25 protein-coding genes and 1 pseudogene (1 of these 26 only partly in view) are annotated in these 21,213 nt (G+C 70.7%); 12 read left to right on the top strand and 14 right to left on the bottom strand.

Features of this window, described 5'->3' with window-relative positions; genetic code table 11:
- Positions 1-265: 1-deoxy-D-xylulose-5-phosphate synthase N-terminal domain-containing protein (locus FVE89_RS18465; RefSeq protein WP_281408987.1), on the bottom strand; the 265-nt coding region annotated here is incomplete at its 3' end.
- 282 nt (positions 266-547) lie between these two features.
- On the opposite strand from FVE89_RS18465, the gene FVE89_RS18460 reads away from it, so the two are divergent.
- From FVE89_RS18460 to ettA, 4 genes are all read left to right on the top strand, one after another.
- Positions 548-721: a hypothetical protein gene (locus FVE89_RS18460; RefSeq protein ID WP_246730986.1), complete on the top strand. Its 174-nt coding sequence runs from the start codon at positions 548-550 to the stop codon at positions 719-721.
- 29 nt (positions 722-750) lie between these two features.
- A complete protein-coding gene (locus tag FVE89_RS18455) occupies positions 751-1,605 on the top strand; it encodes a DNA/RNA non-specific endonuclease (protein WP_246730988.1) in 855 nt (284 codons plus the stop codon).
- Between the two features lie 11 nt (positions 1,606-1,616).
- A complete protein-coding gene (locus tag FVE89_RS18450) occupies positions 1,617-1,928 on the top strand; it encodes a hypothetical protein (protein WP_202130904.1) in 312 nt (103 codons plus the stop codon).
- A gap of 160 nt (positions 1,929-2,088) precedes the next feature.
- Positions 2,089-3,741: an energy-dependent translational throttle protein EttA gene (ettA, locus tag FVE89_RS18445; protein ID WP_160535475.1), complete on the top strand. Its 1,653-nt coding sequence runs from the start codon at positions 2,089-2,091 to the stop codon at positions 3,739-3,741.
- A 387-nt stretch (positions 3,742-4,128) separates the two neighbouring features.
- On the opposite strand, the gene FVE89_RS18440 is transcribed toward ettA, so the two are convergent.
- A complete protein-coding gene (locus FVE89_RS18440; RefSeq protein ID WP_160535473.1) occupies positions 4,129-5,076 on the bottom strand; it encodes an NAD(P)-dependent oxidoreductase in 948 nt (315 codons plus the stop codon).
- Positions 5,077-5,401: 325 nt separating this feature from the next.
- On the opposite strand from FVE89_RS18440, the gene opgC reads away from it, so the two are divergent.
- Together opgC and FVE89_RS18430 are read left to right on the top strand one after the other, a co-directional pair.
- Positions 5,402-6,508 carry an OpgC domain-containing protein gene (gene opgC, locus FVE89_RS18435; RefSeq protein WP_342389675.1) on the top strand — a complete coding sequence of 369 codons (1,107 nt, stop codon included), beginning with the start codon at positions 5,402-5,404 and terminating at the stop codon, positions 6,506-6,508.
- 34 nt (positions 6,509-6,542) lie between these two features.
- A complete protein-coding gene (locus FVE89_RS18430; protein ID WP_160535470.1) occupies positions 6,543-6,716 on the top strand; it encodes a DUF2256 domain-containing protein in 174 nt (57 codons plus the stop codon).
- A gap of 4 nt (positions 6,717-6,720) precedes the next feature.
- On the opposite strand, the gene FVE89_RS18425 is transcribed toward FVE89_RS18430, so the two are convergent.
- Genes FVE89_RS18425 through FVE89_RS18410 form a run of 4 tightly spaced genes read right to left on the bottom strand, consistent with a single transcriptional unit; the run spans position 6,721 to position 9,350 of the window.
- The gene (locus tag FVE89_RS18425; RefSeq protein WP_160535482.1) at positions 6,721-7,308 is read right to left on the bottom strand and encodes a nucleotidyltransferase family protein; all 588 of its coding nucleotides are present in this window, start codon (positions 7,306-7,308) and stop codon (positions 6,721-6,723) included.
- On the bottom strand, positions 7,301-8,329 hold the full coding sequence (locus tag FVE89_RS18420) for a molybdopterin-binding protein (protein WP_160535468.1): 1,029 nt from the start codon (positions 8,327-8,329) through the stop codon (positions 7,301-7,303). Before FVE89_RS18420 ends, FVE89_RS18425 begins: the two co-directional genes overlap by 8 nt.
- Positions 8,326-9,027 carry an XdhC family protein gene (locus FVE89_RS18415; RefSeq protein WP_160535466.1) on the bottom strand — a complete coding sequence of 234 codons (702 nt, stop codon included), beginning with the start codon at positions 9,025-9,027 and terminating at the stop codon, positions 8,326-8,328. Before FVE89_RS18415 ends, FVE89_RS18420 begins: the two co-directional genes overlap by 4 nt.
- Positions 9,027-9,350: an XdhC family protein gene (locus FVE89_RS18410; RefSeq protein WP_160535464.1), complete on the bottom strand. Its 324-nt coding sequence runs from the start codon at positions 9,348-9,350 to the stop codon at positions 9,027-9,029. Before FVE89_RS18410 ends, FVE89_RS18415 begins: the two co-directional genes overlap by 1 nt.
- A gap of 564 nt (positions 9,351-9,914) precedes the next feature.
- Here FVE89_RS18410 and FVE89_RS18405 point away from each other — a divergent pair.
- Positions 9,915-11,309 carry an ATP-binding protein gene (locus FVE89_RS18405; RefSeq protein WP_160535462.1) on the top strand — a complete coding sequence of 465 codons (1,395 nt, stop codon included), beginning with the start codon at positions 9,915-9,917 and terminating at the stop codon, positions 11,307-11,309.
- A gap of 6 nt (positions 11,310-11,315) precedes the next feature.
- Here the strand turns inward: FVE89_RS18405 and FVE89_RS18400 are convergent, their stop codons facing one another.
- A complete protein-coding gene (locus FVE89_RS18400) occupies positions 11,316-11,621 on the bottom strand; it encodes a hypothetical protein (protein WP_160535460.1) in 306 nt (101 codons plus the stop codon).
- 176 nt (positions 11,622-11,797) lie between these two features.
- Between FVE89_RS18400 and FVE89_RS18395 the strand changes: the two genes are divergently transcribed.
- Entirely contained in the window at positions 11,798-11,989 is a 192-nt protein-coding gene (locus FVE89_RS18395; protein ID WP_160535458.1) for a hypothetical protein, read from the top strand.
- Between the two features lie 23 nt (positions 11,990-12,012).
- Positions 12,013-13,194: a pyridoxal phosphate-dependent aminotransferase gene (locus FVE89_RS18390; protein ID WP_160535457.1), complete on the top strand. Its 1,182-nt coding sequence runs from the start codon at positions 12,013-12,015 to the stop codon at positions 13,192-13,194.
- Positions 13,195-13,365: 171 nt separating this feature from the next.
- Here FVE89_RS18390 and FVE89_RS18385 read toward each other — a convergent pair whose 3' ends face one another.
- From FVE89_RS18385 to FVE89_RS18375, 3 genes are all read right to left on the bottom strand, one after another.
- Positions 13,366-14,427 carry an esterase gene (locus FVE89_RS18385; RefSeq protein ID WP_160535455.1) on the bottom strand — a complete coding sequence of 354 codons (1,062 nt, stop codon included), beginning with the start codon at positions 14,425-14,427 and terminating at the stop codon, positions 13,366-13,368.
- A 229-nt stretch (positions 14,428-14,656) separates the two neighbouring features.
- Positions 14,657-15,175 (bottom strand): DUF533 domain-containing protein, encoded by a 519-nt coding sequence (locus FVE89_RS18380; RefSeq protein ID WP_160535453.1) that lies wholly within the window; start codon positions 15,173-15,175, stop codon positions 14,657-14,659.
- Between the two features lie 68 nt (positions 15,176-15,243).
- A complete protein-coding gene (locus tag FVE89_RS18375; RefSeq protein WP_160535451.1) occupies positions 15,244-15,588 on the bottom strand; it encodes a hypothetical protein in 345 nt (114 codons plus the stop codon).
- Between the two features lie 240 nt (positions 15,589-15,828).
- Here FVE89_RS18375 and FVE89_RS18370 point away from each other — a divergent pair, with 240 nt between their 5' ends.
- Positions 15,829-16,713 carry a transglutaminase family protein gene (locus FVE89_RS18370; RefSeq protein WP_160535450.1) on the top strand — a complete coding sequence of 295 codons (885 nt, stop codon included), beginning with the start codon at positions 15,829-15,831 and terminating at the stop codon, positions 16,711-16,713.
- 10 nt (positions 16,714-16,723) lie between these two features.
- Here FVE89_RS18370 and FVE89_RS18365 read toward each other — a convergent pair whose 3' ends face one another.
- Positions 16,724-17,752 carry an alpha/beta hydrolase gene (locus FVE89_RS18365; RefSeq protein WP_160535448.1) on the bottom strand — a complete coding sequence of 343 codons (1,029 nt, stop codon included), beginning with the start codon at positions 17,750-17,752 and terminating at the stop codon, positions 16,724-16,726.
- A 171-nt stretch (positions 17,753-17,923) separates the two neighbouring features.
- Here FVE89_RS18365 and meaB point away from each other — a divergent pair, with 171 nt between their 5' ends.
- On the top strand, positions 17,924-18,910 hold the full coding sequence (gene meaB, locus FVE89_RS18360) for a methylmalonyl Co-A mutase-associated GTPase MeaB (RefSeq protein WP_160535446.1): 987 nt from the start codon (positions 17,924-17,926) through the stop codon (positions 18,908-18,910).
- Positions 18,911-19,055: 145 nt separating this feature from the next.
- Complete coding sequence (locus tag FVE89_RS18355; protein ID WP_160535444.1) at positions 19,056-19,433, top strand: CsbD family protein; 378 nt, start codon at positions 19,056-19,058, stop codon at positions 19,431-19,433.
- A gap of 46 nt (positions 19,434-19,479) precedes the next feature.
- Here the strand turns inward: FVE89_RS18355 and FVE89_RS18350 are convergent, their stop codons facing one another.
- From FVE89_RS18350 to FVE89_RS18340, 3 genes and pseudogenes are all read right to left on the bottom strand, one after another.
- Positions 19,480-20,265 (bottom strand): 3-hydroxybutyrate dehydrogenase, encoded by a 786-nt coding sequence (locus FVE89_RS18350; protein WP_160535443.1) that lies wholly within the window; start codon positions 20,263-20,265, stop codon positions 19,480-19,482.
- Between the two features lie 37 nt (positions 20,266-20,302).
- Positions 20,303-20,407: pseudogene (locus tag FVE89_RS31240) on the bottom strand (acetoacetate decarboxylase); the annotation flags it as partial.
- Positions 20,408-20,573: 166 nt separating this feature from the next.
- A protein-coding gene (locus tag FVE89_RS18340) for a HAMP domain-containing sensor histidine kinase (protein WP_342389676.1) crosses the window boundary here: on the bottom strand, positions 20,574-21,213 show its final stretch. It continues 833 nt past the right edge of the window; the window shows 640 of its 1,473 coding nt (coding positions 834-1,473); the start codon falls outside the window, past its right edge — the gene reads right to left on this strand; the stop codon is at positions 20,574-20,576.

Genomic DNA, 21,213 nt, shown 5'->3' with positions numbered 1-21,213 from the left:
TGTGGGGGTAGCACTGGTGGCCGACATCCCAGACGATGCGGTCGTCGGGCGTGTCGAACACGTGGTGGAGCGCGACCGTGAGTTCGACGACGCCGAGCCCCGAGCCGAGATGCCCGCCGGTGACCGAGACCGCGTCGATCATCTCGGCGCGCACGGCATCGGCCACCGCCTGCAGTTCCGATTCGGGCAGCGTCCGCAAAGCCGCCGGGTTCGGGACACGATCCAGCAATGCCGATTGCTCAGGTGATATCGCCAATGGTCGCATCCGCTCGTTCGAGTGTGGCGACGGCCGCTTCGCGTGCCCTCGGCCCTCGCGATGCAGGCACCCGGAGGTCCGCGTTCATGCTAGAACCCGCCCGTCCGTCGCTGTCATGATAGTGCCAGTTACGGATGATCGACGCCCTGATCAATGTCACGGGGTCGTTTTTTTCAGTCACGTGCCCTTACCGCCACAAGAGGTCCACCTTTGAGTCCGGCTCGTCTGTGCACAATCCTGCTCACGCTGGCGATGACGGGGACAGGCCAGGCTTGCGCCGAGCCGCGACCGGTGGATGGCAACCTCGACTTCCTCTGCAACTTCCTGGGCGATTGTCCACCGCGGCTTGCCCCCGGGGGCCCCGACCGCGACGCGCGGCCGTTCACCGGCAACCTCGGCCGCCCCTGCGCGTGGCGGGACCGCCCGACACCGGAGGGCGTGCGGCGGGTGCGGGTGTGCTCGTGAAACCGCCCCGGAGGCCCTTTGCCGCGGCCCTGCTCCTCGTCCTGCTCGCCGCTCCAGCCGCGCGCGCCGAGGAGTCCTGCCCGGCCCTGTTCGCCGACGGGCAGGCGCCGGTCCTCACCAATCCCAAGCTCGCGGCGCGGACGGTCCCGCTCTGTTTCGAGGCCTTCGCGGTGCTCCATTCGGGGGTGACGCGCACGCCGCTCTATTCCGCCGAGCATCTGACCCGCGCCAGCGTCGCCGATGCCCGGACGGTGGCGCGCGACGATTCCTTTCACGAGGAGACCCGGCTGCCCGCGGACGCGCGCGCCACGCTGGAGGATTACGTCCGCAGCGGCTTCGACCGGGGCCACCTCGCGCCGGCCGGCGACATGCCCACCCTGAGCGCCCAGGCCGAATCCTTCAGCCTCGCCAACATCGTGCCGCAGAACCGGGTCCTGAATCGCGGGCTCTGGGCCGATATCGAGGAGAGCACGCGGCGGCTGGCGACCCGGCGCGGCTCGATCTTCGTGGTGACCGGGGTGATCTTCTCCGGGGACGCGGTCCAGCAGATCAAGGGCGGCGTGCTGGTGCCGACCCAGCTGTTCAAGGCGCTCTACGACCCGGCGAGCGGCGAGGCCGGCGCCTATCTCGCCCGCAACGACGACACGCGCGACTGGCACGCCATCTCCATCGACGCGCTCAATCAGCAGGCCGGGATCGACGTCTTCCCGGGCCTGCCCTCCGGCGCCCGCTCAAGCGCGATGACCCTGCCGGACCCCCACGCCTCCGCCCGCGCCGAGGAGCGCCGCCCGCGCCACGAGCAGACGTGGCAGGAGTGGCTCCAGCGCGAAGCCCACCGCGCCCTGCGCAAGTTCGTCCGCGACGTGCTGCGCGCGATCTTCTGAGAGGGATTCTCATGCCCGAGGACAAGCACCCGGACAGGCACCGCGTCAGGACCGAGTCCCACCCGCCCGATTCCTTCGCGCCCTTCGCCGACGATGCCGGCGTGCGCACCATCGGTGCCCTCAGCTTCGAGAACGGCACCGACCGGATCGCGCTGCACGGCTCCCTCGACCTGACCCGGGACAGGACCGGCCTCGCCCAGGCACGCCTGCTCCAGCAGACGCTCGACGCCATCGTGAGGGCTCTGGAGGGCGAGGACCTGCCCGAGGCGGTGGCCGAGGCCCCCGAGGCGGCCCCGAAATCAGTCCCGAACCCATTCGCCTGAGCGGGTCGGCATCCTTGCCGCGTCCCGGCGGGCCTGATAGTCGAACAGCGTCATTCCTATATCGTCGGGCGTGCGTACAGGCCGGGGGATGGGTCCCGCGCCTGCCCCGTGCCGCTGGCACGCACCGCGCATCCCGCACACCAGGCCGAGGATTTCCGCGATGGCTCGCGAATTCATCTACCACATGCGGGGCCTGACCAAGGCCTATACCGGCGGCAAGAAGGTCCTGGATAACGTCAACCTGTCGTTCTACCCGGACGCCAAGATCGGCGTGCTCGGCATCAACGGCGCCGGCAAGTCGACCCTGCTCAAGATCATGGCGGGCATCGACAAGGATTTTACGGGTGACGGCTGGGTCGCTCAAGGAGCGCGCGTCGGCTACCTGCCGCAGGAGCCGCAGCTCGATCCGAACAAGACCGTCCGCGAGAACGTGATGGAGGGCGTCGCCGAGAAGCAGGCGATGCTCGACCGCTACAACGAACTCGCCATGAACTACTCGGAGGAGACCGCCGACGAGATGACCGAGCTCCAGGACCGGATCGAGTCCCTGGGCCTCTGGGAGCTCGATTCGAAGGTCGACCAGGCCATGGAGGCGCTGGGCTGCCCGAGCGACGAGCAGCCGGTCGCGACACTCTCGGGCGGCGAGCGCCGCCGCATCGCGCTGTGCCGCCTGCTGCTGTGGGAGCCGGAGCTGCTGCTCCTCGACGAGCCGACCAACCACCTCGACGCCGAGACGGTGAACTGGCTCGAAGGCCACCTGCGCCAGTACCCGGGCGCGATCCTGATCGTGACCCACGACCGCTACTTCCTCGACAACGTGACGAGCTGGATCCTGGAGCTCGACCGCGGCAAGGGCATTCCCTACGAGGGCAACTACTCCGCGTGGCTGGTCCAGAAGCAGAAGCGCCTGGAGCAGGAGGGCCGCGAGGACATGGCCCGGCAGCGCTCCATCGCCCGCGAGCAGGAGTGGATCGCCGCCTCGCCGAAGGCGCGCCAGTCGAAGTCGAAGGCCCGCATCACCCGCTACGAGGAGCTGGTCGCCAAGCAGGCCCAGAAGATCGACGCGGCCGCCCAGATCGTCATCCCGATCGACGAGCGGCTCGGCAACAACGTCATCGAGTTCGAGCATCTCAGCAAGGCGTTCGGCGACCGGCTGCTGATCGAGGACCTGTCGTTCAAGCTGCCGCCGGGCGGCATCGTCGGCGTGATCGGCCCGAACGGGGCCGGCAAGACCACCCTGTTCAAGATGATCACCGGCCAGGAGAAGCCCGACAGCGGCAAGATCGAGATCGGCGAGACGGTCAAGCTCGGCTATGTCGATCAGTCGCGCGACGCGCTCGATCCGAACGCCACGGTCTGGCAGGAAGTCTCGGGCGGCAACGACATCATCTATTTCAACAAGCGCGAGATCAATTCGCGCGCCTATTGCGCGGCCTTCGCGTTCAAGGGGCCCGACCAGCAGAAGAAGGTCGGCACCCTCTCGGGCGGTGAGCGAAACCGCGTCCACCTCGCCCGGACCCTGAAGGGCGGCGCCAACGTCCTGCTGCTCGACGAGCCGACCAACGACCTCGACATGGAGACCCTGCGCGCCCTCGAGGACGCGCTGGAGGATTACGCCGGCTGCGCGGTGATCATCAGCCACGATCGCTGGTTCCTGAACCGGATCGCGACCCACATCCTCGCCTTCGAGGGCGACAGCCACGTGGAATGGTTCGAGGGCAACTTCTCCGACTACGAGGCCGACAAGGTCCGCCGGCTCGGGGCCGATTCGATCATGCCGAAGAAGATCAAGTACAAGCGGTTCTCGCGCTGAGGGTTCGGGGGTGCGCCATCGGGACTCACACCCCCTCCCCCTGTTTATGGGCCACCAAGGTTTAGGGTCTCCGGACGCAGCCGCCCGCTCGAAGGGCGTGGATCGCCTCTCCCGTGCGGGCTTGCAGATTCCCACTACGGGTTTGGAATCATCGTGCGGTTGCCAGGTAGGCCGGCCCGGCTGGCTCCCGCGCCCTCCCTCCCCCCTCTGCGGGGGAGGGTGGCCCCTGCGTCAGCAGGGGTCGGGAGAGGGGAACCCCGCTTCCGGAAAGGGCGCGCCCTTCACGCAGCACAAAGCTTCGTTCTGCGCCGTGTGCCTCAAACCCGTGTCGCCCATAGCTCCTTGCGGTGGCTGCGAGACGCGGCGGCGCTGCGCTCGGTCGTCCCGTCACCCGAGCCGCGCCCGCGCCTCCGCCAGGATCGCCGACAGGCTCTGGGTGAGGGGAATGATCGGCCTCCAACCCGTGGCCGCCTCGAAAGCCGCGGGGTCGCAGCCCTCGGCGCGGGTGCTCGTGTCCCGCACGCGGTCGGGCACGACCCGGACCGTGAAGGTCGCCTCCGTCATATCGCGCAGCCCGTTCAGGATCCCGGAGACCGGGGTCACGGTGCCCGATCCGACATTGTAGATGCCGCCATCCGGCAGATCCGCGAGACGCTCGGTCACGCGGATGCAGGCGGCGGCGAGATCGGCCACGTCGAAGAAGTCCCGTCCCGCCGACAGATCGCCGACTTCCAGGCACGGGGGTGCGAGCCCGCGCTCGATGCGGGCGATCTGGCCGGCGAGCGAGGCGACCACGAAGGTCTCGGCCTGCCCCGGCCCGATATAGTTCGACGGCCGGAGCACGAGGTGCTTCACGCCGGCATTCGCCAGCACGTCGCGCAGGATGTACTCGCAGGCGGTCTTGGTCCGCCCCGAGATGGTGTCGGGCCGCGGGGTCACGCTCTCGTCCGGACGCGGCCGGATCCGGAACGCCTCGCCGTAGACCACGCTCGCGCTCAGGAACACGAGGGCCGCGCCCGATTTCGCCAGCGCCTCGGCGAGGTTCAGCGTGCCGAGGAGATCGGCCCGCCACGCATAGGACGGCGTCTCGCTCGACTGGGCCACCGAGGCCAGGGCCGCGAGGTGGAACACGAGGGTCGGATCGAACTCCGCCACCGCTGCGGCGAGCCGGCCGGCATCGAAGGGGTCGACACAGAGGAACGTCACACCGTCGAGCGGTGGCTGCGGCGCCCGGTCGATGCCGAGGATGCGGCTGCCGGGCGGCAGGTCCCGGCGCAACGCCTCAAGCAGGCGGCGCCCGAGATAGTCTCCGGCTCCGGTGACGAGGACGCGCATGAACCCTGCCCCTGCCCGGCACCGTCGCTGGCGGCCGGGATCGATCCGCCGCGTCTATACCGCCTCCGCGCGCGAGGCGAGCGGCGTTCGCCGCACCGCGCCGGGGACACCCCGTGCCCTGCATACCCCATCCGCACCGGCCGGCATCGACCGGTCAACACAGACGCGTGATCGGCGCGGTCTGCGGCACCGGCCGCATTGCACCGCTGCATCCGCGCGCCATGTCCGGCCGCGGCGCCCCCGATGACACACGGACTTGAAGAGCATCGCCGATCTCGAACACCCGAAAGTTGACGCCGCGCCGCGACCGGCAGCGGCGCCCGCCGTGACGCCGCACCCTGCCAAGCCCGTCCGGGATGCGCGGGTCGATGTGCTGCGCGGCCTCGCGCTGCTGACGATCTTCGTCGACCACATCCCGCGCAACGCCCCGGCCCTGGTCACGCTGCACAATTTCGGATTCTCGGACGCGGCCGAGATCTTCGTGCTGCTGGCCGGCTATTCCTCGATGATCGCCTATGGCGGCCTGTTCCGCCGGGCCGGGGTCCGGACGACGCTGGTGCGCATCGCGCGGCGCTGCCTGCGCATCTACCTGTTCCAGGCCGGGCTGCTCTTCGCGACGCTGATCATCGTCCGGATCTGGATGGATCTCACCGGGCTCGTGCCGCGCTTCGGCGTGGCGCCTCTGCTCCAGATGGGGCTCGTGCCGGGCCTGCTGCGCGGGCTCGCGCTGAACGCGCTGCCCAACTACCTCGACATCCTGCCACTTTATATCCTGCTGCTGGCCCTGTTCCCGCTCGTCTATGTCGGGATGCGGCGCGGCGTCTGGGGCGTGCTGGCGTTGTCGGGCACCGTGTGGCTCGCCGCCAACGTCGATCACCAGCTCAACCTGCCGAACGCCGCCGCGGTCGATGACGGGTGGTACTTCAACCCCTTCGCGTGGCAGTTCCTGTTCGTGATCGGGGCCGCCCTGGCGCTCGCGGTCCGGGCCGGAGACGGGCTGCTGCCGTGGCGCAACGGGGCCGCGGCGGCGGCCGGCCTTTATCTCGGCTTCGCGCTGCTCCAAGGCGGATCCTGGGACACATGGGGCCTGCCGGACCTCAGACCGCTGGCGATCGAGATGCCCGACAAGAGCCATGTCGGCCCCCTGCGCCTGCTCGACATCCTGGCGTTGATGTACCTGTTCCTCAGCGCACCGGCGGTGGCGCGCCTCTGCCGATGGCGCCGGCTCCGGCTGATCGATGCGTGCGGCCGGCACTCGTTGGAGATTTTCGCGGCCGGCTGCATGGCGGCGCTTATCGGCCGCATCCTCTACCGGACGTTCGACGCCACATGGCCGCTTCAGGCCGCGGTCAATATCGGCGGCCTCGCGGCGATGCTGGGCCTCGCGCACATCCTGGATGCGCGCGCGCGGCGCCAGGACGCCCGGCGATGATCCGCCCTGGGCCGGCGCGGGATGAGGACGGACGATGCCGCCGATGCGCCGCAAGGGCGACCTGCCGCAGAAGGTCTGCGAACACTGCGGAAAGCCGTTCGCATGGCGGAAGAAATGGGCGCGCGTCTGGGACGAGGTGCGCTACTGCTCCGACCGCTGCCGGGCCGAGGCCCGCACGGCGCGCCGGCACAGCGGGGCCGGGACCTGATCGATCAGGTCAGGGCTGCGAGCGCGGCCGGCGTGTCGATGTCGAGAGCCGTGGCCGCATCCCCCGGGATTTCCAGAACGTCCGCCCGTCCCCGGAGAAGCGGCCCGGCGCCATGGTCGCCGCGGAGCTGCGCGATCTCGGCGCCGAGCCGGCGCAGGTTCAGGAGCACCGGGTTGCCGGAACGCCCGTCCTGCACCGGGACCACCGCGGCGGGCTTCGGCGCGGCCTCCGTGAAGGCGGCGGCGAGGCGGTCGATATGGGTGGCCGTCACCCGCGGCATGTCGCCGAGCACCACCACGGCGGCCACGCAGGAATCCGGCAGCGCCCCGAGCCCCGCCCGCAGCGAAGTGGCGAGGCCGGCGGCATAATCGGGATTGTCCACGCGGATCAGGTCGAGGCCGTCGAGCGCCGCCCGGACCGCATCCGCATGCGCGCCCAGCACGGCGATGACCGGGCGCGGCCCGGCGCCCAGCGCGGCCTCCGCGGCGTGGCGGACCAGGGGCTTCCCGTCGAGCGGCGCGAGCAGCTTCGGCTCCGGTCCGAACCGGGTGCCGCGGCCCGCGGCGAGCAGGATCGTGCCGATCTCAGGCATCGGCCTCACCGACCCTCTCGCCCCCGGCGCGCGGCTGCGGCCGGGAGACGATCTCCATGAGCAGGCCGCCGACGCCGAGCGCCACGATGTCGGCCCGGGTCACGGTCAGATCGGCCAGCAGGCGGTGCAGGATCCAGTCGAAGCCGTTCTCCTTCGGCGAGCGCGCGCAGCCCGGCGCACCGATCACCGGGACATCGCCCCGGCTGCCGACGAGCAGCAGGTTGCCGGGATCGACCGGCATCCCGAGATGGGCGACGCAGCCCCCGGCGGCCTCGATCCCGGCCGGGATGACGTCGCGCCGGTCCGCGATGGCCGAGGCGCCGAACACAACCACGAGATCGGCCCCGGCGCCGTCGATCGCCCTCGCGAGGGCATCGGCAACGGAATCGGCGGCGTGCGGCACCCGGGTCTCGGCCACGATGGCGGAGCCGGTCGGAGCGAGGCGTTCGGCCAGCACCCGGAGGGTCTTGTCGATCGTCGCCTCCTTGAGGCTCGGCAGCCGGGTCGAGACCACGCCCACCCGGCGGCGGCGATAGGGCGCCACCGCGAGCGCGCCGCCCCCGGCTGCCACGCAGGCGCGATCCAGCACCGTTCCCGGCACCGCGTAGGGGATGATCTTGACGGTCGCCACCATCTCGCCCGGCACCACTGGCTTGAACCGGGGGAGCGTGGCCACCGTGACCGATTCCTCGACCGCGTTCGCGGCGTCGATCCGGGCGGGGTCCAGGGTCAGCACCCCGGCGGTCTCGGCGAAGAGGTTGCTGCGGCCGGTGAAGGGCGCCTCCACAAGCAGGTTCGGGCCGGCCAGGTGGGCCGCGAGGCGCGCGGCGGCGGCATCCTCGCCGACGTCGCCCGGTTCGAGGGCGGCCGCCACGATCTCCGACAGGCCGGACCGGGCCAGATCCGCGGCGAGATCCTGCGGGATCACAGCGCCCTTGCGCAGAATCAGCCCCTCGCGCCGCACGGTATGGGCGCTGATCAGCCCGGCTGCCTCGGCGACCGGGACGGGACCGAACCTCACGCGGCCTCCGGGCGGGGCACGCGGCGCAGGGCGGCCACGACCTCGCCGAGCACGGCGAGCGCGATCTCGGCGGGACTCACGGCCCCGATGGGCAACCCGATCGGGGCGCGGATCCGTTCGATCTGTTCGGGCGTGAACCCGGCCTCGGTGAGCCGGGCGACGCGGGCCGCATGCGTCTTCCGGGAGCCGAGGGCGCCCACGTAGAAGCAGTCCGCGGCGAGCGCCGCCTTCAGCGCCGGGTCGTCGATCTTCGGATCGTGCGTCAGGGCGGCGAGCGCGCAGTAGCGGTCGAGGGCCGGCACGCGGGAGCCCAGCACGGCATCCGGCCACTCGGCCACGAGGTCGACGCCGGGGAAGCGCTCGGGCGTGGCGAAGGCGGTCCGCGGGTCGATCACCGTGAGCGCGAGGTCGAGCCCCGCCGCCATCGGCGCCATGGCCTGCGAGATGTGGACGGCGCCGATCACCACGAGCCGCACCGGCGGCACGTGGACGGTGAGGAACAGCGTACGCCCGTCCGCCTCCACGAGGCCGCTCCTGGCCGAGGCGAGATGCTTGGCCAACACCGGGCCGAGCGGGTCGGCGGCGATCTCGGCTTCCCGCACGAGGCGCTGCGCGCCGTCGGCGATGTCGGTGACCAGGATGGCGGCCCGGCGGGCGGCCCGCTCGGCGTTGAGTTCGGACAGCAGGTCGGCCCGCATCAGTCGACCCGCTCGACGAAGACCCGGATCCGCCCGCCGCAGGACAGGCCGGCCCGCCACGCCGTCTCGTCGGCGACGCCGAATTCGAGGACGCGGGGCGCGCCGGACTCGATGACCTCGATCGCCTCGGTGATCACCGCGCCCTCCACACATCCGCCCGAGACGGAGCCCAAAAAATTGCCGGCGTCGTCGATGACGAGGTGGCTGCCCACCGGGCGCGGGGCGGAGCCCCAGGTCTCGATCACGGTGGCGAGCGCCACGGCGCGGCCGTCGCGCCGCCAGGACTCGGCGGCGGAGAGGATGTCTGTGTCGGTGCTGAGCATGGCCTCGAAACGCCTTCGGCCGGCGGGTGCCCCCCGCCGCTTACAGTTATGGCCCGGGCGGCGCGGTGCAAGGCGCATGCTCCGGGCCGTCAGAACACGAAAGGATGGCGGGCGGCAGCCGGCTTCCCTACTCTGTCGCCGCAACCCTGGAGCGGAGACGGCGTCCCGAGCCATGCCCGGCCTGTCGAACCCAACCCCGCGGATCGGGACGGAGGCGCACGGCTTCGGCAGGGCGCACCCACAGCCCGCGCGCCACCGCAAGACGAGCGGTGCCGAAGGCCGCCAGATCCCCCTCCCCCCTTTGCGGGGGAGGGTGGCCCCTGCGTCAGCAGGGGTCGGGAGAGGGGAGCGACGGTGCAGGCACGGGCTCGGCCGTCATGAAGGCGCGCGCCTCTGTCGGAAGCCGGGTTCTCCCCTTGCGCGACTTCGTCCCGACCCGACCCCCTTCGGGGGCCACCCTCCCCCGCACATCGGGGAGGGAGACGCGCGGATTCCATCGCTTCAACTTGATCAACGCCCCCTCCGCATCGTAGCCCCGCCGCCACGCCACCGGCGCCCATCCCCATGAACGCCCCCGATCCCGCCCTCGCGCGCGCCCTGCGCCAGGATCCCCCGCGCTCGGCGCCGCGCCGGCTGTGGAAGCGCGTCAGCCGGGCGATCGGCGATGTCCTGCCGAAGGGGCTCTACGCCCGCTCGCTGATCATCATCATCGCGCCCGTGGTGCTGCTCCAGTCGGTGATCGCCTACACCTTCATGGAGCGGCATTGGCAGCTCGTGACCAAGCGCCTCTCGGCAGCCGTCACCGCCGACGTCGCCGCGCTGATCGACATCTACGAGAGCTACCCGCAGGACAAGGATGCCGACACGCTCTCGCGCATCGCCGGCGAGCGGCTGAACCTCGATCTCGACATCCTCAAGGGCGCCAAGCTGCCGCCGCCCGGGCCGCGGCCGTTCTTCTCGATCCTGGACGAGGCCCTCTCGGACGAGATCAAGCGCCAGATCGGCCGGCCCTTCTGGATCGACACGGTCGGCCGCTCGAACCTGATCGAGATCCGGGTGGCGATCCCCGACGGGGTGATGCGCATCACCGCCCGGCGCAGCCAGGCCTACGCCTCGAACTCGCACATCTTCCTGGTCTGGATGATCGGCTCCTCGCTGGTGCTGCTCGGCGTCGCGATCCTGTTCCTGCGCAACCAGATCAAGCCGATCCTGCGGCTCGCCGCCGTGGCGGAGGGGTTCGGCAAGGGCCGCGAGATCGAGTTCCGGCCGCGCGGCGCCCGGGAGGTGCGGCAGGCCGGCCACGCCTTCATCGAGATGAAGCGGCGCATCGAGCGGGCCATGGAGCAGCGCACCACGATGCTGAACGGCGTCAGCCACGACCTGCGCACCATCCTGACCCGCTTCCGCCTCTCCCTGGCGTTGATCGAGCAGACGGACGAGATCGAGGATCTGAGCCGCGACGTCGACGAGATGAGCCGGATGCTCGAAGGCTACCTCGCCTTCGCCCGCGGCGATTCGGCCGAGCCCGCCGCGCCCACCGACATGCGCGCCCTGCTGGAGGATCTGCGCACCGACGTGGAGCGGCTCGGCGCCCACGTCTCTGAGGTGGACCTCGCCGGCGCGCCGGAGGTGACCGTGCGCCCGGGGGCCTTCCGGCGCTGCCTGTTCAATCTCGCGTCCAACGCCGCCCGCTACGGTGAGACGGTGGCGATCTCCGGCCGGCTGGAGGCCCGCGCCTTCCTCGTCTCGATCGACGATGACGGGCCGGGCATTCCTCCCGACAGCCGCGAGGCGGTGTTCAAGCCGTTCGTGCGGCTCGACGACGCCCGCCAGGATGCCGGCGGCTCCGGGCTGGGACTGGCCATCGCCCGGGATATCGCCCGCGCCCATGGCGGCGACATAACGCTGCAGGACAGCCCGCTCGGCGGCCTGCGGGCCACGGTCCGGGTTCCGGCCTGAGCCGGTTCAGGCGTCGGCGGGCCGGCGCAGGCGCAGGAACTCGTCCTGGACGTTCCGCATCAGGTGATCGAGGCTCGCCGCGTCGAGACCGGCCGCCGTCAGGCGTGCGCGCAGGGCCGCCTCGCCGCTCCAGGCATAGCCGGCATCGGCCGGCAGGTAGCGCAGCAGCAGGGGGCTGACGATCGCGCCGCGCCGATAGGCCGGATGGCGCAGGAGCCTCCCGATCTGGGCCGCCAGCATATCGACGGGAGACGAGCCGGCGCCGGAAGCGCCCGCACCGTTGCCCGTCCATTTGAACGCCGATCGGCTCATGCGAATTCGATCTCCCAAGATCAATATCGGGCCGAAAGATTGAGCAAGCGTGAGCGGATCGGCGGATCGGCGAAAAACTGCAGCCTCCGGGGTCCCAACCGTGGCGGCAGGGTGCTATGCAGGGGTGCGTCCCACGGGCGCGCACGCCGCTGCGCGCCGGATCCGAGTGACCGAACATGAACCCGCTCGTTCCCCTCTTCATCCTGCTCCTGCTGCCGCTCACGGCGATCGGCCTCGTGCTGTACACCGACACGGGGATCGAGCCGGCCCTGTTCTACGCCTCGGTGAAGACCTTCGTGATCCTGAGCGTGATCGCGGTGGGCATGTCCTTCGCCGCGATGAAGCTCGGCGAGCGCACCAAGCACTGACAATTCAGCCCACGGAGGGCGCGATGCTGCACGTGGTCCCGGCCTTCTCGCGCATCGGCGAAGAGAATGCCTTCGCGGTGCTGGCCCGCGCCCAGGCCCTGGCATCCCAGGGCCGCGACGTGATCAATCTCGGCATCGGCCAGCCCGATATGCCGACGCCCGCCCATGTGGTCGAGGCCGGCATCAAGGCCCTGCGCGACGGACACCACGGCTATACGCCGGCGGTGGGCATCCCGCCGCTCCGCGAAGCGGTGGCCCGCGACATCCACCGGCGCCACGGCGTCGAGGTCTCGCCGGATTCCGTGATGATCGTGCCGGGCGGCAAGGTCACCATGTTCATGGCGATCCTGATGTTCGGCGCACCGGGCGTCGAGATCCTGTATCCGGATCCGGGCTTCCCGATCTATCGCTCGATGATCGAGTTCACGGGCGCGACGCCGGTGCCGGTGCCGATCCGCGAGGAGAACGGTTTCGCCTTCTCGGCGGCCGAGACCCTGGCGCTGATCACCCCGAAGACGCGCCTGCTGATCGTGAACTCGCCCGCCAATCCCACCGGCGGCGTGACCCCGAAGGCCGAGATCGACGCCCTGGTGAAGGGGCTGGCCGACCATCCCAACGTGGCGGTGCTGTCGGACGAGATCTACGGCACGATGACTTACGACGGCGAGCGCCACCACTCGCTGCTCAACTACGAAGAGATCCGCGACCGACTGGTCTATCTCGACGGCGCCTCGAAGACCTACGCGATGACCGGGTGGCGGCTCGGCTGGTCGGTCTGGCCGAAGCCTCTTTATGAGGCGGCGCGCAAGCTCGCGGTGAACGCGCATTCCTGCGTCAACGCGGCGACCCAATGGGCCGGCATCGCGGCGCTCGACGGCCCGCAGGATTGCGTGGCCGAGATGGTGGCCGAGTTCGACCGTCGCCGGTCGATCGTGGTCGACGGGCTGAACGCCCTACCGGACGTCTCGTGCATCGCCCCGAAGGGTGCATTCTACGCCTTCCCGAACATTTCCCGGACGGGCTGGAAGGCGAAGGCACTGGCCTCGACGCTGCTCGAAGAGGCGGGCGTGGCGGTGATCGGCGGCCCGGATTTCGGTGTCCACGGCGAAGGCTATATCCGCCTGTCCTACGCCAATTCGGCGGAGAACATCCGCCGGGCGCTGGAGCGGATGGGAACGTTCCTCAGCGAGCGCAAGCCGGGCTGATCCCCCCGGCCTCATCCCAACCGTCAGCTCATCCTGAGGTGCCGGAGCGCAGCGGAGGCCGCGAAGGAGCCCTCCAGCCGGCACCGCGATCCCTGGAGCCCGCCTTCGAGGCCCGCTGATGCCGGGCACCTCAGGATGAGGGGATGGACGGGATCGAACCGCGGTCCTGCCTCACGACTTCACCGCGGCCCGCTTCTCGATCCAGCCCGCCAGCCAGTCGGCGATGTCGAGGCTGTTCTTGTCCTGCATCAACATGTGCGAATTGCCGTGGATGCCGATTTCCGGCAGCAGGATCAGCTCGGCGCGCCCGCCCGCGGCGTTGGCCGCCGCCGCGAATCCCCGGCACTGCTTGAGCCGCGGCGCCCAGCGGGGCGAGGCGTCGACATAATCGCCGAACAGGATCAGGACCGGCAGGTTCTTGAAGGGCGCGAGATCGTCCTTGGCCGGATCCGGGCAGGCGGCCGGCTCGATCGCCACGATCGCCCGGATCCCCGTGCGGTCGAGGGCGGCGGTCTGGAACGGGTAGATCCCCGATTGCGAGTGCGAGATCAGCACCGCGCCTTTCAGCCGCTTCGCGAGGTCCGACAGGGCCGGCACGGTCGGGTTCGGCACCGGCAGGGCGGCCGACCAGTCCGGGACCATCTGCTTCCAGAACTCCCCTTGCGCCTCCAGGGGGAACTGCATCCCCGGATAGACCTTCGGGTATTCCGGGCCGAACCGGAAGATCGCCCAGGCCGGCTCCCGGCCGGCCGAGAAGACGGCCGGCAGCGTGTTGGGCTCGGCCCGGCCCATCTTCACCGCGTCGATCTGGGCCGGACTCGCCGCCGATCGGCCACGCCACGCCTGATCGATCACGTAGGTCGGAAAGCCGCGGCGCACGAAATACTCGTCCCAGCCCATGCGGCCGTCCGGCGTCGTCTCCCAGGTCTTTCCCGTGAGGCAGCAGCCGTGGATCAGCACCAGCGGCGGCCGGACCGGCGCGACCGGGAGCTGATAATGGACATAGATCTGGTCGACGCTGATCGTGCCCGAGGGCGCATAGGCCGGCAGCGTCGAGAGCGTGTCCGACTGGATGTCGTGGCCGCCGACGAAGAAGCTGCCCTGCTCGGCGATGGTCAAGGGTCCCGGGGACGGATCGGCGGCGCGGGCGCCACCGGTGAGGAGCATCAGGACGGTTGCCGCGCGGAGGGCCGGCCATGCGCGTCGGAGGCCGGGCACCGACAATCCTGCCATGACGCGTCCCAACCCCCTTGATCGGGCCCGTTCGGCCCCGTCTCGGGCGAGGATTCTAAGCAGACCTGCGCCACCAAGCCAACGCTTCAACCGGGCAGATCTTTCATGGCCGATCAATTTTCATCCTAAAACAGCGGAGGATCGTTACGAAACCTGTTTCAAGCGGTGCCCGATCGTCGGCCGCGCTGTCCGGCACCGGGATGGCGATCCCGGTGATGCGGGGCGGCGATCAGGCGGCGATGTCGCGCTCGATCCGGTCCGTGGCGTCGGCCGGCAGGTCCAGCGCCTCGGCCAGCATCTTCAGGAACTGCCGCTCCTGCAACGTGTCGGGATCGATGGCGAGGCGCGCCGCCGCGTAGATCCGGGCTGCCGCGTCGGGTCCCGCAACGCGCTCGGCGATCTCGTCGACATCGGCGGGACTTTCGAGTTCCCGCTCCAGCCAGGATCGTCCATCCGCGTCGAGCCCGGCCTCGGACACCGCCGCCTGGAGGCGCTTGCGCTCGGCGGCATCGACCATCCCGTCGGCCGTGGTGGCCGCCACCATGGCCCGGAGCATCAGCCGCGCCTCATCCTCGGCGACGGCGGTGAAATCCGGCCCGCCCTTGGCCGGCGCGGGCGGCTCCGTGCCGCGCAGGGCGCGGAAGGCGAGGCCGCCGATCAGCGCGAGCCCGCCGAGCGCCGCGCCCGCGGCGAGGCCGCCCCGCCGCGCGCGCACCAGCGCGTCGACCATCCGCCTGCTGTCGGCCATGCAATCCTCCCGGTCACGATCCCGAATCGGTTCGGAAACGGCCGGGAGGCGCTTCGGTTCAGCCGCGTTCAGGCGTCGGCCTCATCCTCGTCCTCGTCGATGTCCACGAGGAACACGATGTCGGCCTCGTCCTCGTCGTCCGCATCGTCCGATTCGGCATCGGAATGGTGCGGGTCGTCGACGTATTCGCCCTCCCCGTCATCCTCGGCGAGCGCGTCCTCGAAGATCTCGATCTCGTCCTCGGTGGCGGGCCGGATCTTGAGCGCCGAGGTGCCGTTCCAGAGCGGCTTGCCCTCGCTCGTCATGGTCCGGATGTCTTCCTTGAAGCCCGCACAGGTGAAGAGGTCCTTGGCGGACGCCTCGTCGCTGTTGATCACCGCTACGGCGGTGCCGTCGATCTCGAGCGTGAACATGGCCGGCATCCCTCTCGTAACCGTCCTCAGGCGCGCCCGGTCAGCGGGATCGCGCGGGTGCGACGCCGGGCCCCGGGCGAAAACCGGTGGGATTCGCCCGGCGGTCATCAGCGCCGCCAGGGGGATGCTGTAGGGGTGAAGCGGTCGGGCGCCAAGCCCGTCGCCGGGGGGCGGCGCGATTTGGCGCGGCGCACCCGGCCAGGGCGGCCGGGACATCAGCGGACAAAAGGATCACCGCGCATGCGGATCAGGCTCGGCTGCGAGATGCGCTACGCCTTCCCCTATCCGGTTCCCATGGTGGTGATGCTCAACGTGCATCCCAGCCGGGCCGATGCCCTCGAAGCGCCCGACACGTTGCGCACCGAGCCGCCCGTTCCGGTGGAGACCTACCGCGACGGGTTCGGCAACCTGTGCGGGCGCCTGACGGCCCCGGCCGGCAGCTTCACCATCGGCACCGACGCGGTGATCCGCGATGGCGGCGCCCGTGATCCGTCTCACCCCGACGCCGAGCAGCACCCGATCGAAGCTCTTCCGGCGGAGACGATCGTGTACCTCCTGCCGAGCCGCTACTGCGAATCGGACCTGCTGGCCGACGAGGCGTGGCGGCTGTTCGGGCACATCGCCCCCGGCTGGGGCCGGGTCCAGGCGGTCTGCGACTTCGTGCACGACCACATCGCGTTCGGCTACGAGTTCGCCCACCGGGACCGCACCGCCATGGACGCCTATGCGGGCGGGCGCGGCGTCTGCCGGGACTTCACCCATCTCGCGGTGGCGTTCTGCCGCGCCCTCAACGTGCCGACGCGCTACTGCACCGGCTACATCAGCTTCATCGGCGAGCCCGAGCCGCACCCGGCCGGCGACTTTGCGGCCTGGATGGAGGTCTATCTCGGCGGTCGCTGGCACGTGTTCGACCCGCGCAACAACACGCCCCGGATCGGCCGGGTGATGGTGGCCTACGGGCGCGACGCCGCGGACGTGCCGCTGACCCACACCTTCGGACCCAATCCCCTGGTGGGCTTCCGGGTCTGGGCCGACCGGATCGACCATCTCGACCGGTCCGAGGAGGCGGCGATCCCGCCGGAGGAGCCCCTGCCGCCGCAGAGCATGGCGACGCGGACGGTGTGAGGGCCCGGCCTCAGACCCCGGCGCCGCGGGCGATGGCGCGCTTGACCACGCCCTGGACCTCCAAGTTCGACAGGAACAGGTCGTGGTTGATCAGGCCGCCGCCGTAATCGGAGGCGTCGGCGACGCGCACGCCGAGGGCCTCCAGCTTCGCGCGGTCCGCCGCGCCCGCGCGGACGCCGCCGGCCAAAGCCGCGGACAGTTCGAGCGCGCGGTCGTTGGTCGCCGAGATCACGGTGATCTTCGAGACGTCGGGGCCGAGCCGGGCGACGCCGTTGGAGAACAGGTCGAAGTCGATATCGGGGGCGGCCAGCACCACCGCGCCGATCCGCGACATCGCCGCCTCGCCGGCCTCCGCGCGCAGCATGCGCAGGGTCTCCAGCGTCAGGAGCGTGCCCATCGAGTGCGCCACGATGTTGATGCGGCCGCCGCTCGGCGAGGCGGCGAGCGCCTTGAGCAGATCCTCGAAGGCGTCCCGGGACCAGAGGGCGCTCTCGCGGTCGTAATTGTAGTCGAGGGTCGCGGCCGCGGAGGGCCACGTGAACAGCCCCGAGACGCCGCGGAAGCGGATCCCGTCCGAGAGCCGCGCGGCGCTCACGGCGGCCGATTCGAACGATTCGCGGTAGCCGTGGACGTAGATCAGCACGTCGCGGCCGAGCGCCGCCTGCGCGAAGGCTTCCGCGGCGCCGGGTCCGGTCTCGGTCTTGGGCACGGCGCCGATCGTCCAGTCGCCGGTGATGACCGACGAGACTTTTCCGAGCAGCGACCGGTCCGGGGGCGACAGGCGCACCTCGGCGAAGCTCAGGCCCCGGCCGCGCTCGCTGCTGAAATACGGCGCTTTCGGCGGGTTGCCCACGGGCTTGCGGGTCGTGGCGACCAGCAGCACCGGCATGACGTCGAGCGCCGATTGCTTCTCCGGCAGCGCCGCCCCGGTCCCGAGGTCGTCGGTGACGCAACCGCCGAGCGACGGGGCGAGACCAGCGGCGCCCGCGAGGGCACCGAACCGGAGGAGGACGCGGCGTGAAACGGTCTGGCTCGACATGATCCGGGTACGCTCGGGCGGGGGCCGCTTCCGTGGCGCAGGATCTTGGCCGTGGCGGGGCAGGCCGCCCACGGGTCGCTGTGGAGTACGGGCACGGTGCGGCTTGTTGTGCCCGGGACACAGGCCGCGATGGCCCTCGACGGCGGCCCGCGTCACCGCCATGAAGAGCCTATGACGCCGTCCATCGACATCGACAGCCTGCGCGAACGCCTGCTGCGCGGCGACCGCGCCGCCCTGGCCCGGGCCATCACCCTGGCCGAATCGAAGCGGGCCGATCACCGGGCGCTGGCGGCCACGCTGATCGATTCCGTGCTCCCGCAGACCGGCAAGGCGATCCGGGTCGGGATCACGGGCGTGCCGGGGGTGGGCAAATCGACCACCATCGACGCCCTCGGCTCGAACCTCACCGCGGCCGGCCACAGGGTGGCGGTGCTCGCGGTCGATCCGTCCTCCTCGCGCACCGGCGGCTCGATCCTGGGCGACAAGACCCGGATGGCCCGGCTCTCCCACGATCCGAACGCCTTCATCCGCCCCTCCCCGTCCTCGGGCACGCTGGGTGGGGTCGCGGCCAAGACCCGCGAGACGATGCTGCTGTGCGAGGCGGCCGGGTTCGACGTGATCCTGGTGGAGACGGTCGGCGTCGGCCAGTCGGAGACCGCGGTGGCCGACCTGACCGATTTCTTCCTCGTGCTGATGCTGCCGGGGGCGGGCGACGAGCTCCAGGGGATCAAGAAGGGCATCCTCGAACTCGCCGACATGATCGCGGTCAACAAGGCCGATGCCGGCGAGGCCGAGCAGCGGGCCAATGCGGCGGCCTCCGAGTACCGGGCGGCCCTGCACATCCTCACCCCGGCCTCCGCGACCTGGACGCCGCCGGTGGTGACGATCTCGGGTTTCCACAACCTGCGCCTGGATGCCCTGTGGGCCAGGATCGTCGATCACCGGGAGAAGCTCACCGCGACCGGCGAGATCCGGGCGAAGCGCCGGACCCAGGACGTGAAGTGGATGTGGGCGCTGGTGGACGAGCGCCTGCATCAGCGCCTCGTCGGGTCGCCGGAGGTCCGCCGCCGCACCGCCGAGGCGGAGGCGGCCGTGGCCCGGGGCGAGACCTCGCCGGCCGCGGGCGCTGCCGCCATCGCGGCGCTGATCGGGCTCTGAGACGGCCGGTTCGGCGCCGGAATCCTGGGCGGCGCGCACAATTTCGCGGCAGGCGAGGGGCACAAACCCGATCTCGCGCGTTCGGTGGACGACGGCGTATCGAGCGGCGCCCCGTCTCGGCGCCGCGCACGTCCAGGAGAGTGCCATGGTGGATACGGATCGGATCGTCGGCGGCGCCAAGGAAGCCGTCGGCAAGGTTCAGGGCGCGGCCGGCGATTTCGTCGGCTCGAACCGGGACTCGGTCGAGGGGCGGTTCCGCGAGGCGCAGGGCCAAGCGCAGAACGTCTACGGGCAGGTGAAGGACAAGGCGCGCGACCTGGCCGACCAAGCCAGCGACGTCGCCAGCGACGCGTATGACCGCGCCGGCGACTATGCGAGCGACGCCTACGAGCGCGGCGGCTCCTATCTGCGCGACGGCCGCGCCGCGGTCGGCGCCCGGGTGGAGGAGAACCCGCTGGTCGCGCTGCTCATCGCGGGCGCGGTCGGCTACGGCCTCGCCCTGCTGATTCACGGCCGCCGCTGATCGAAGACGGCCCCGCCCGATAGCGCGGGCGGGGCCGGATCCGGCGTTACTGCGCCGTCCAGCCGCCATCCATCGAGATGTTGGCGCCGGTGATCTGGCTCGCCGCGTCGGAGCACAGGAACACCGCGAGCGCGGCGACCTGATCGACCGTGACGAATTCCTTGGTAGGCTGCGCCTTGAGCAGCACCTCCTCGATCACCTGCTCCTTGGTGAGGCCGCGGGCCTTCATGGTGTCGGGGATCTGCGCCTCCACGAGGGGCGTCCAGACATAGCCCGGCGAGATGCAGTTCACCGTGACCTTATGGGGCGCGAGTTCCAGCGCGGCCGTCTTGGTCAGACCGGCGATGCCGTGCTTGGCGGCGACGTAGGCCGACTTGAACGGGGAGGCCACCAGCGAGTGCGCCGAGGCGGTGTTGATGATCCGCCCCCAGCCCCGCGCCTTCATGCCGGGGATCGCGGCATGCATCGCGTGGAAGGCCGAGGACAGGTTGATCGCGATGATCTGCTCCCACTTCTCCGCCGGGAATTCCTCGATCGGCGAGACGAACTGGATGCCGGCATTGTTGACCAGCACGTCGACGGAGCCGAAGCACTCCTGCGCATCCCGGACCATCGCGCCGATCTCGTCGGACTTGGACATGTCGGCCCCGGAGTAGAGCGCGCGCACCCCGAACTCGGTCTCGATGGTGGTGCGAGCCTGCTCGATCTCCTCCGGCTTGCCGAAGCCGTTCAGCACGATGTTGGCCCCCTCGGCGGCGAAGGCCCGGGCGATGGCGAGCCCGATCCCGCTCGTCGAGCCGGTGACGAGGGCGGTCCTGGTCTTGAGCGTCATGGCAACCTCCGGATCTGTGCGGGCCTTCGATCAGGCGAAGATAGTCGTGCAGCACTTTGCCGTACGGGAGGGTGAAGTCCACGACCATATGGCGTGCCCCGACGATCCGGCGCACCGGCAGGTCGGCGACCCGGCAAGTGATGGACGAGGACGGACGCCTCGCCGGACGGATAGAGCCCCTCGGGTGCGATCATCGGGCCGTCAAGCTTTGAGCTCGTGGCAGATACAGATCTTGGAAATGTGACATCCTGCCATGACCCGGATGGACGCGACCGTTGTCCACCGGGAGGTCGGTGCAGCGCTTTGCCCTATCGAGCCTCCAACCTGTCGAGATCGGCCGCGCCGACTGCGTCACCTTGGGCCAGCGGCAGCGATACTTCGACGCGCAGGCCGGGTTCGTTGTCGCGCAAATGCAGAGTGCCCCGGTGGAGCCGCACGACGGCGTTGACGAGGCTGAGGCCGACCCCGAGCCCCGGTCGCGACCGGGATTGCTCCAGACGGACGAAGCGCGCGAGCACATGCGTGCGCTCGCCCTCGGGAATGCCAGGTCCGCTGTCGGAGACGGCGAGGCGGGCAAATCCGTCCTCGCGCCAGACGGCGACGACGATCCGACCCGGCCCGCCTCCCGACGGCACACCGTATTTCAGGGCGTTATCGACGAGATTCGCCAACGCTTGCCCGATCAGCTCCCGGTTGGCCTCCACGACGACTCCGTCCTGCGCGGCGACAGCGAGGGTGAAGCCCTGATCCTCGGCGAGCGCCTCGTAGAGCTCGCCGACGCCCTGGGCCGCGGCTCCGAGGTCGAGGGGCGCCATGATCTCGCGGGCGCTCCCGGCTTCGAGCCGGGCGATCATCAGCAGCGCGTTGAAGATCCGGATCAGCCCGTCGCCCTCCTCGATCACGGCTTCCAGGGCGGCGCGCAGCTCATCGGGCGTCGAGGGGCGGCGC

The sequence above is a fragment of the Methylobacterium sp. 2A genome, from assembly GCF_009806555.1.
Taxonomy (GTDB): Bacteria; Pseudomonadota; Alphaproteobacteria; order Rhizobiales; family Beijerinckiaceae; genus Methylobacterium.
The sequence above is the reverse complement of the archived record's forward strand: the minus strand, read 5'-3'. Positions and strand labels throughout refer to the sequence as shown.

Bases quoted from the DNA above. Each gene is read 5' to 3' on its own strand.
- FVE89_RS18450 (WP_202130904.1), top strand. From the start codon at position 1,617: ATGCCCGAGGACAAGCACCCGGACAGGCACCGCGTCAGGACCGAGTCC.
- ettA (WP_160535475.1), top strand. From the start codon at position 2,089: ATGGCTCGCGAATTCATCTACCACATGCGGGGCCTGACCAAGGCCTAT.
- FVE89_RS18440 (WP_160535473.1), bottom strand. From the start codon at position 5,076: ATGCGCGTCCTCGTCACCGGAGCCGGAGACTATCTCGGGCGCCGCCTG.
- FVE89_RS18430 (WP_160535470.1), top strand. From the start codon at position 6,543: ATGCCGCCGATGCGCCGCAAGGGCGACCTGCCGCAGAAGGTCTGCGAA.
- FVE89_RS18425 (WP_160535482.1), bottom strand. From the start codon at position 7,308: ATGCCTGAGATCGGCACGATCCTGCTCGCCGCGGGCCGCGGCACCCGG.
- FVE89_RS18415 (WP_160535466.1), bottom strand. From the start codon at position 9,027: ATGCGGGCCGACCTGCTGTCCGAACTCAACGCCGAGCGGGCCGCCCGC.
- FVE89_RS18410 (WP_160535464.1), bottom strand. From the start codon at position 9,350: ATGCTCAGCACCGACACAGACATCCTCTCCGCCGCCGAGTCCTGGCGG.
- FVE89_RS18405 (WP_160535462.1), top strand. From the start codon at position 9,915: ATGAACGCCCCCGATCCCGCCCTCGCGCGCGCCCTGCGCCAGGATCCC.
- FVE89_RS18400 (WP_160535460.1), bottom strand. From the start codon at position 11,621: ATGAGCCGATCGGCGTTCAAATGGACGGGCAACGGTGCGGGCGCTTCC.
- FVE89_RS18395 (WP_160535458.1), top strand. From the start codon at position 11,798: ATGAACCCGCTCGTTCCCCTCTTCATCCTGCTCCTGCTGCCGCTCACG.
- FVE89_RS18390 (WP_160535457.1), top strand. From the start codon at position 12,013: ATGCTGCACGTGGTCCCGGCCTTCTCGCGCATCGGCGAAGAGAATGCC.
- FVE89_RS18385 (WP_160535455.1), bottom strand. From the start codon at position 14,427: ATGGCAGGATTGTCGGTGCCCGGCCTCCGACGCGCATGGCCGGCCCTC.
- FVE89_RS18380 (WP_160535453.1), bottom strand. From the start codon at position 15,175: ATGGCCGACAGCAGGCGGATGGTCGACGCGCTGGTGCGCGCGCGGCGG.
- FVE89_RS18375 (WP_160535451.1), bottom strand. From the start codon at position 15,588: ATGTTCACGCTCGAGATCGACGGCACCGCCGTAGCGGTGATCAACAGC.
- FVE89_RS18370 (WP_160535450.1), top strand. From the start codon at position 15,829: ATGCGGATCAGGCTCGGCTGCGAGATGCGCTACGCCTTCCCCTATCCG.
- FVE89_RS18365 (WP_160535448.1), bottom strand. From the start codon at position 17,752: ATGTCGAGCCAGACCGTTTCACGCCGCGTCCTCCTCCGGTTCGGTGCC.
- meaB (WP_160535446.1), top strand. From the start codon at position 17,924: ATGACGCCGTCCATCGACATCGACAGCCTGCGCGAACGCCTGCTGCGC.
- FVE89_RS18355 (WP_160535444.1), top strand. From the start codon at position 19,056: ATGGTGGATACGGATCGGATCGTCGGCGGCGCCAAGGAAGCCGTCGGC.
- FVE89_RS18350 (WP_160535443.1), bottom strand. From the start codon at position 20,265: ATGACGCTCAAGACCAGGACCGCCCTCGTCACCGGCTCGACGAGCGGG.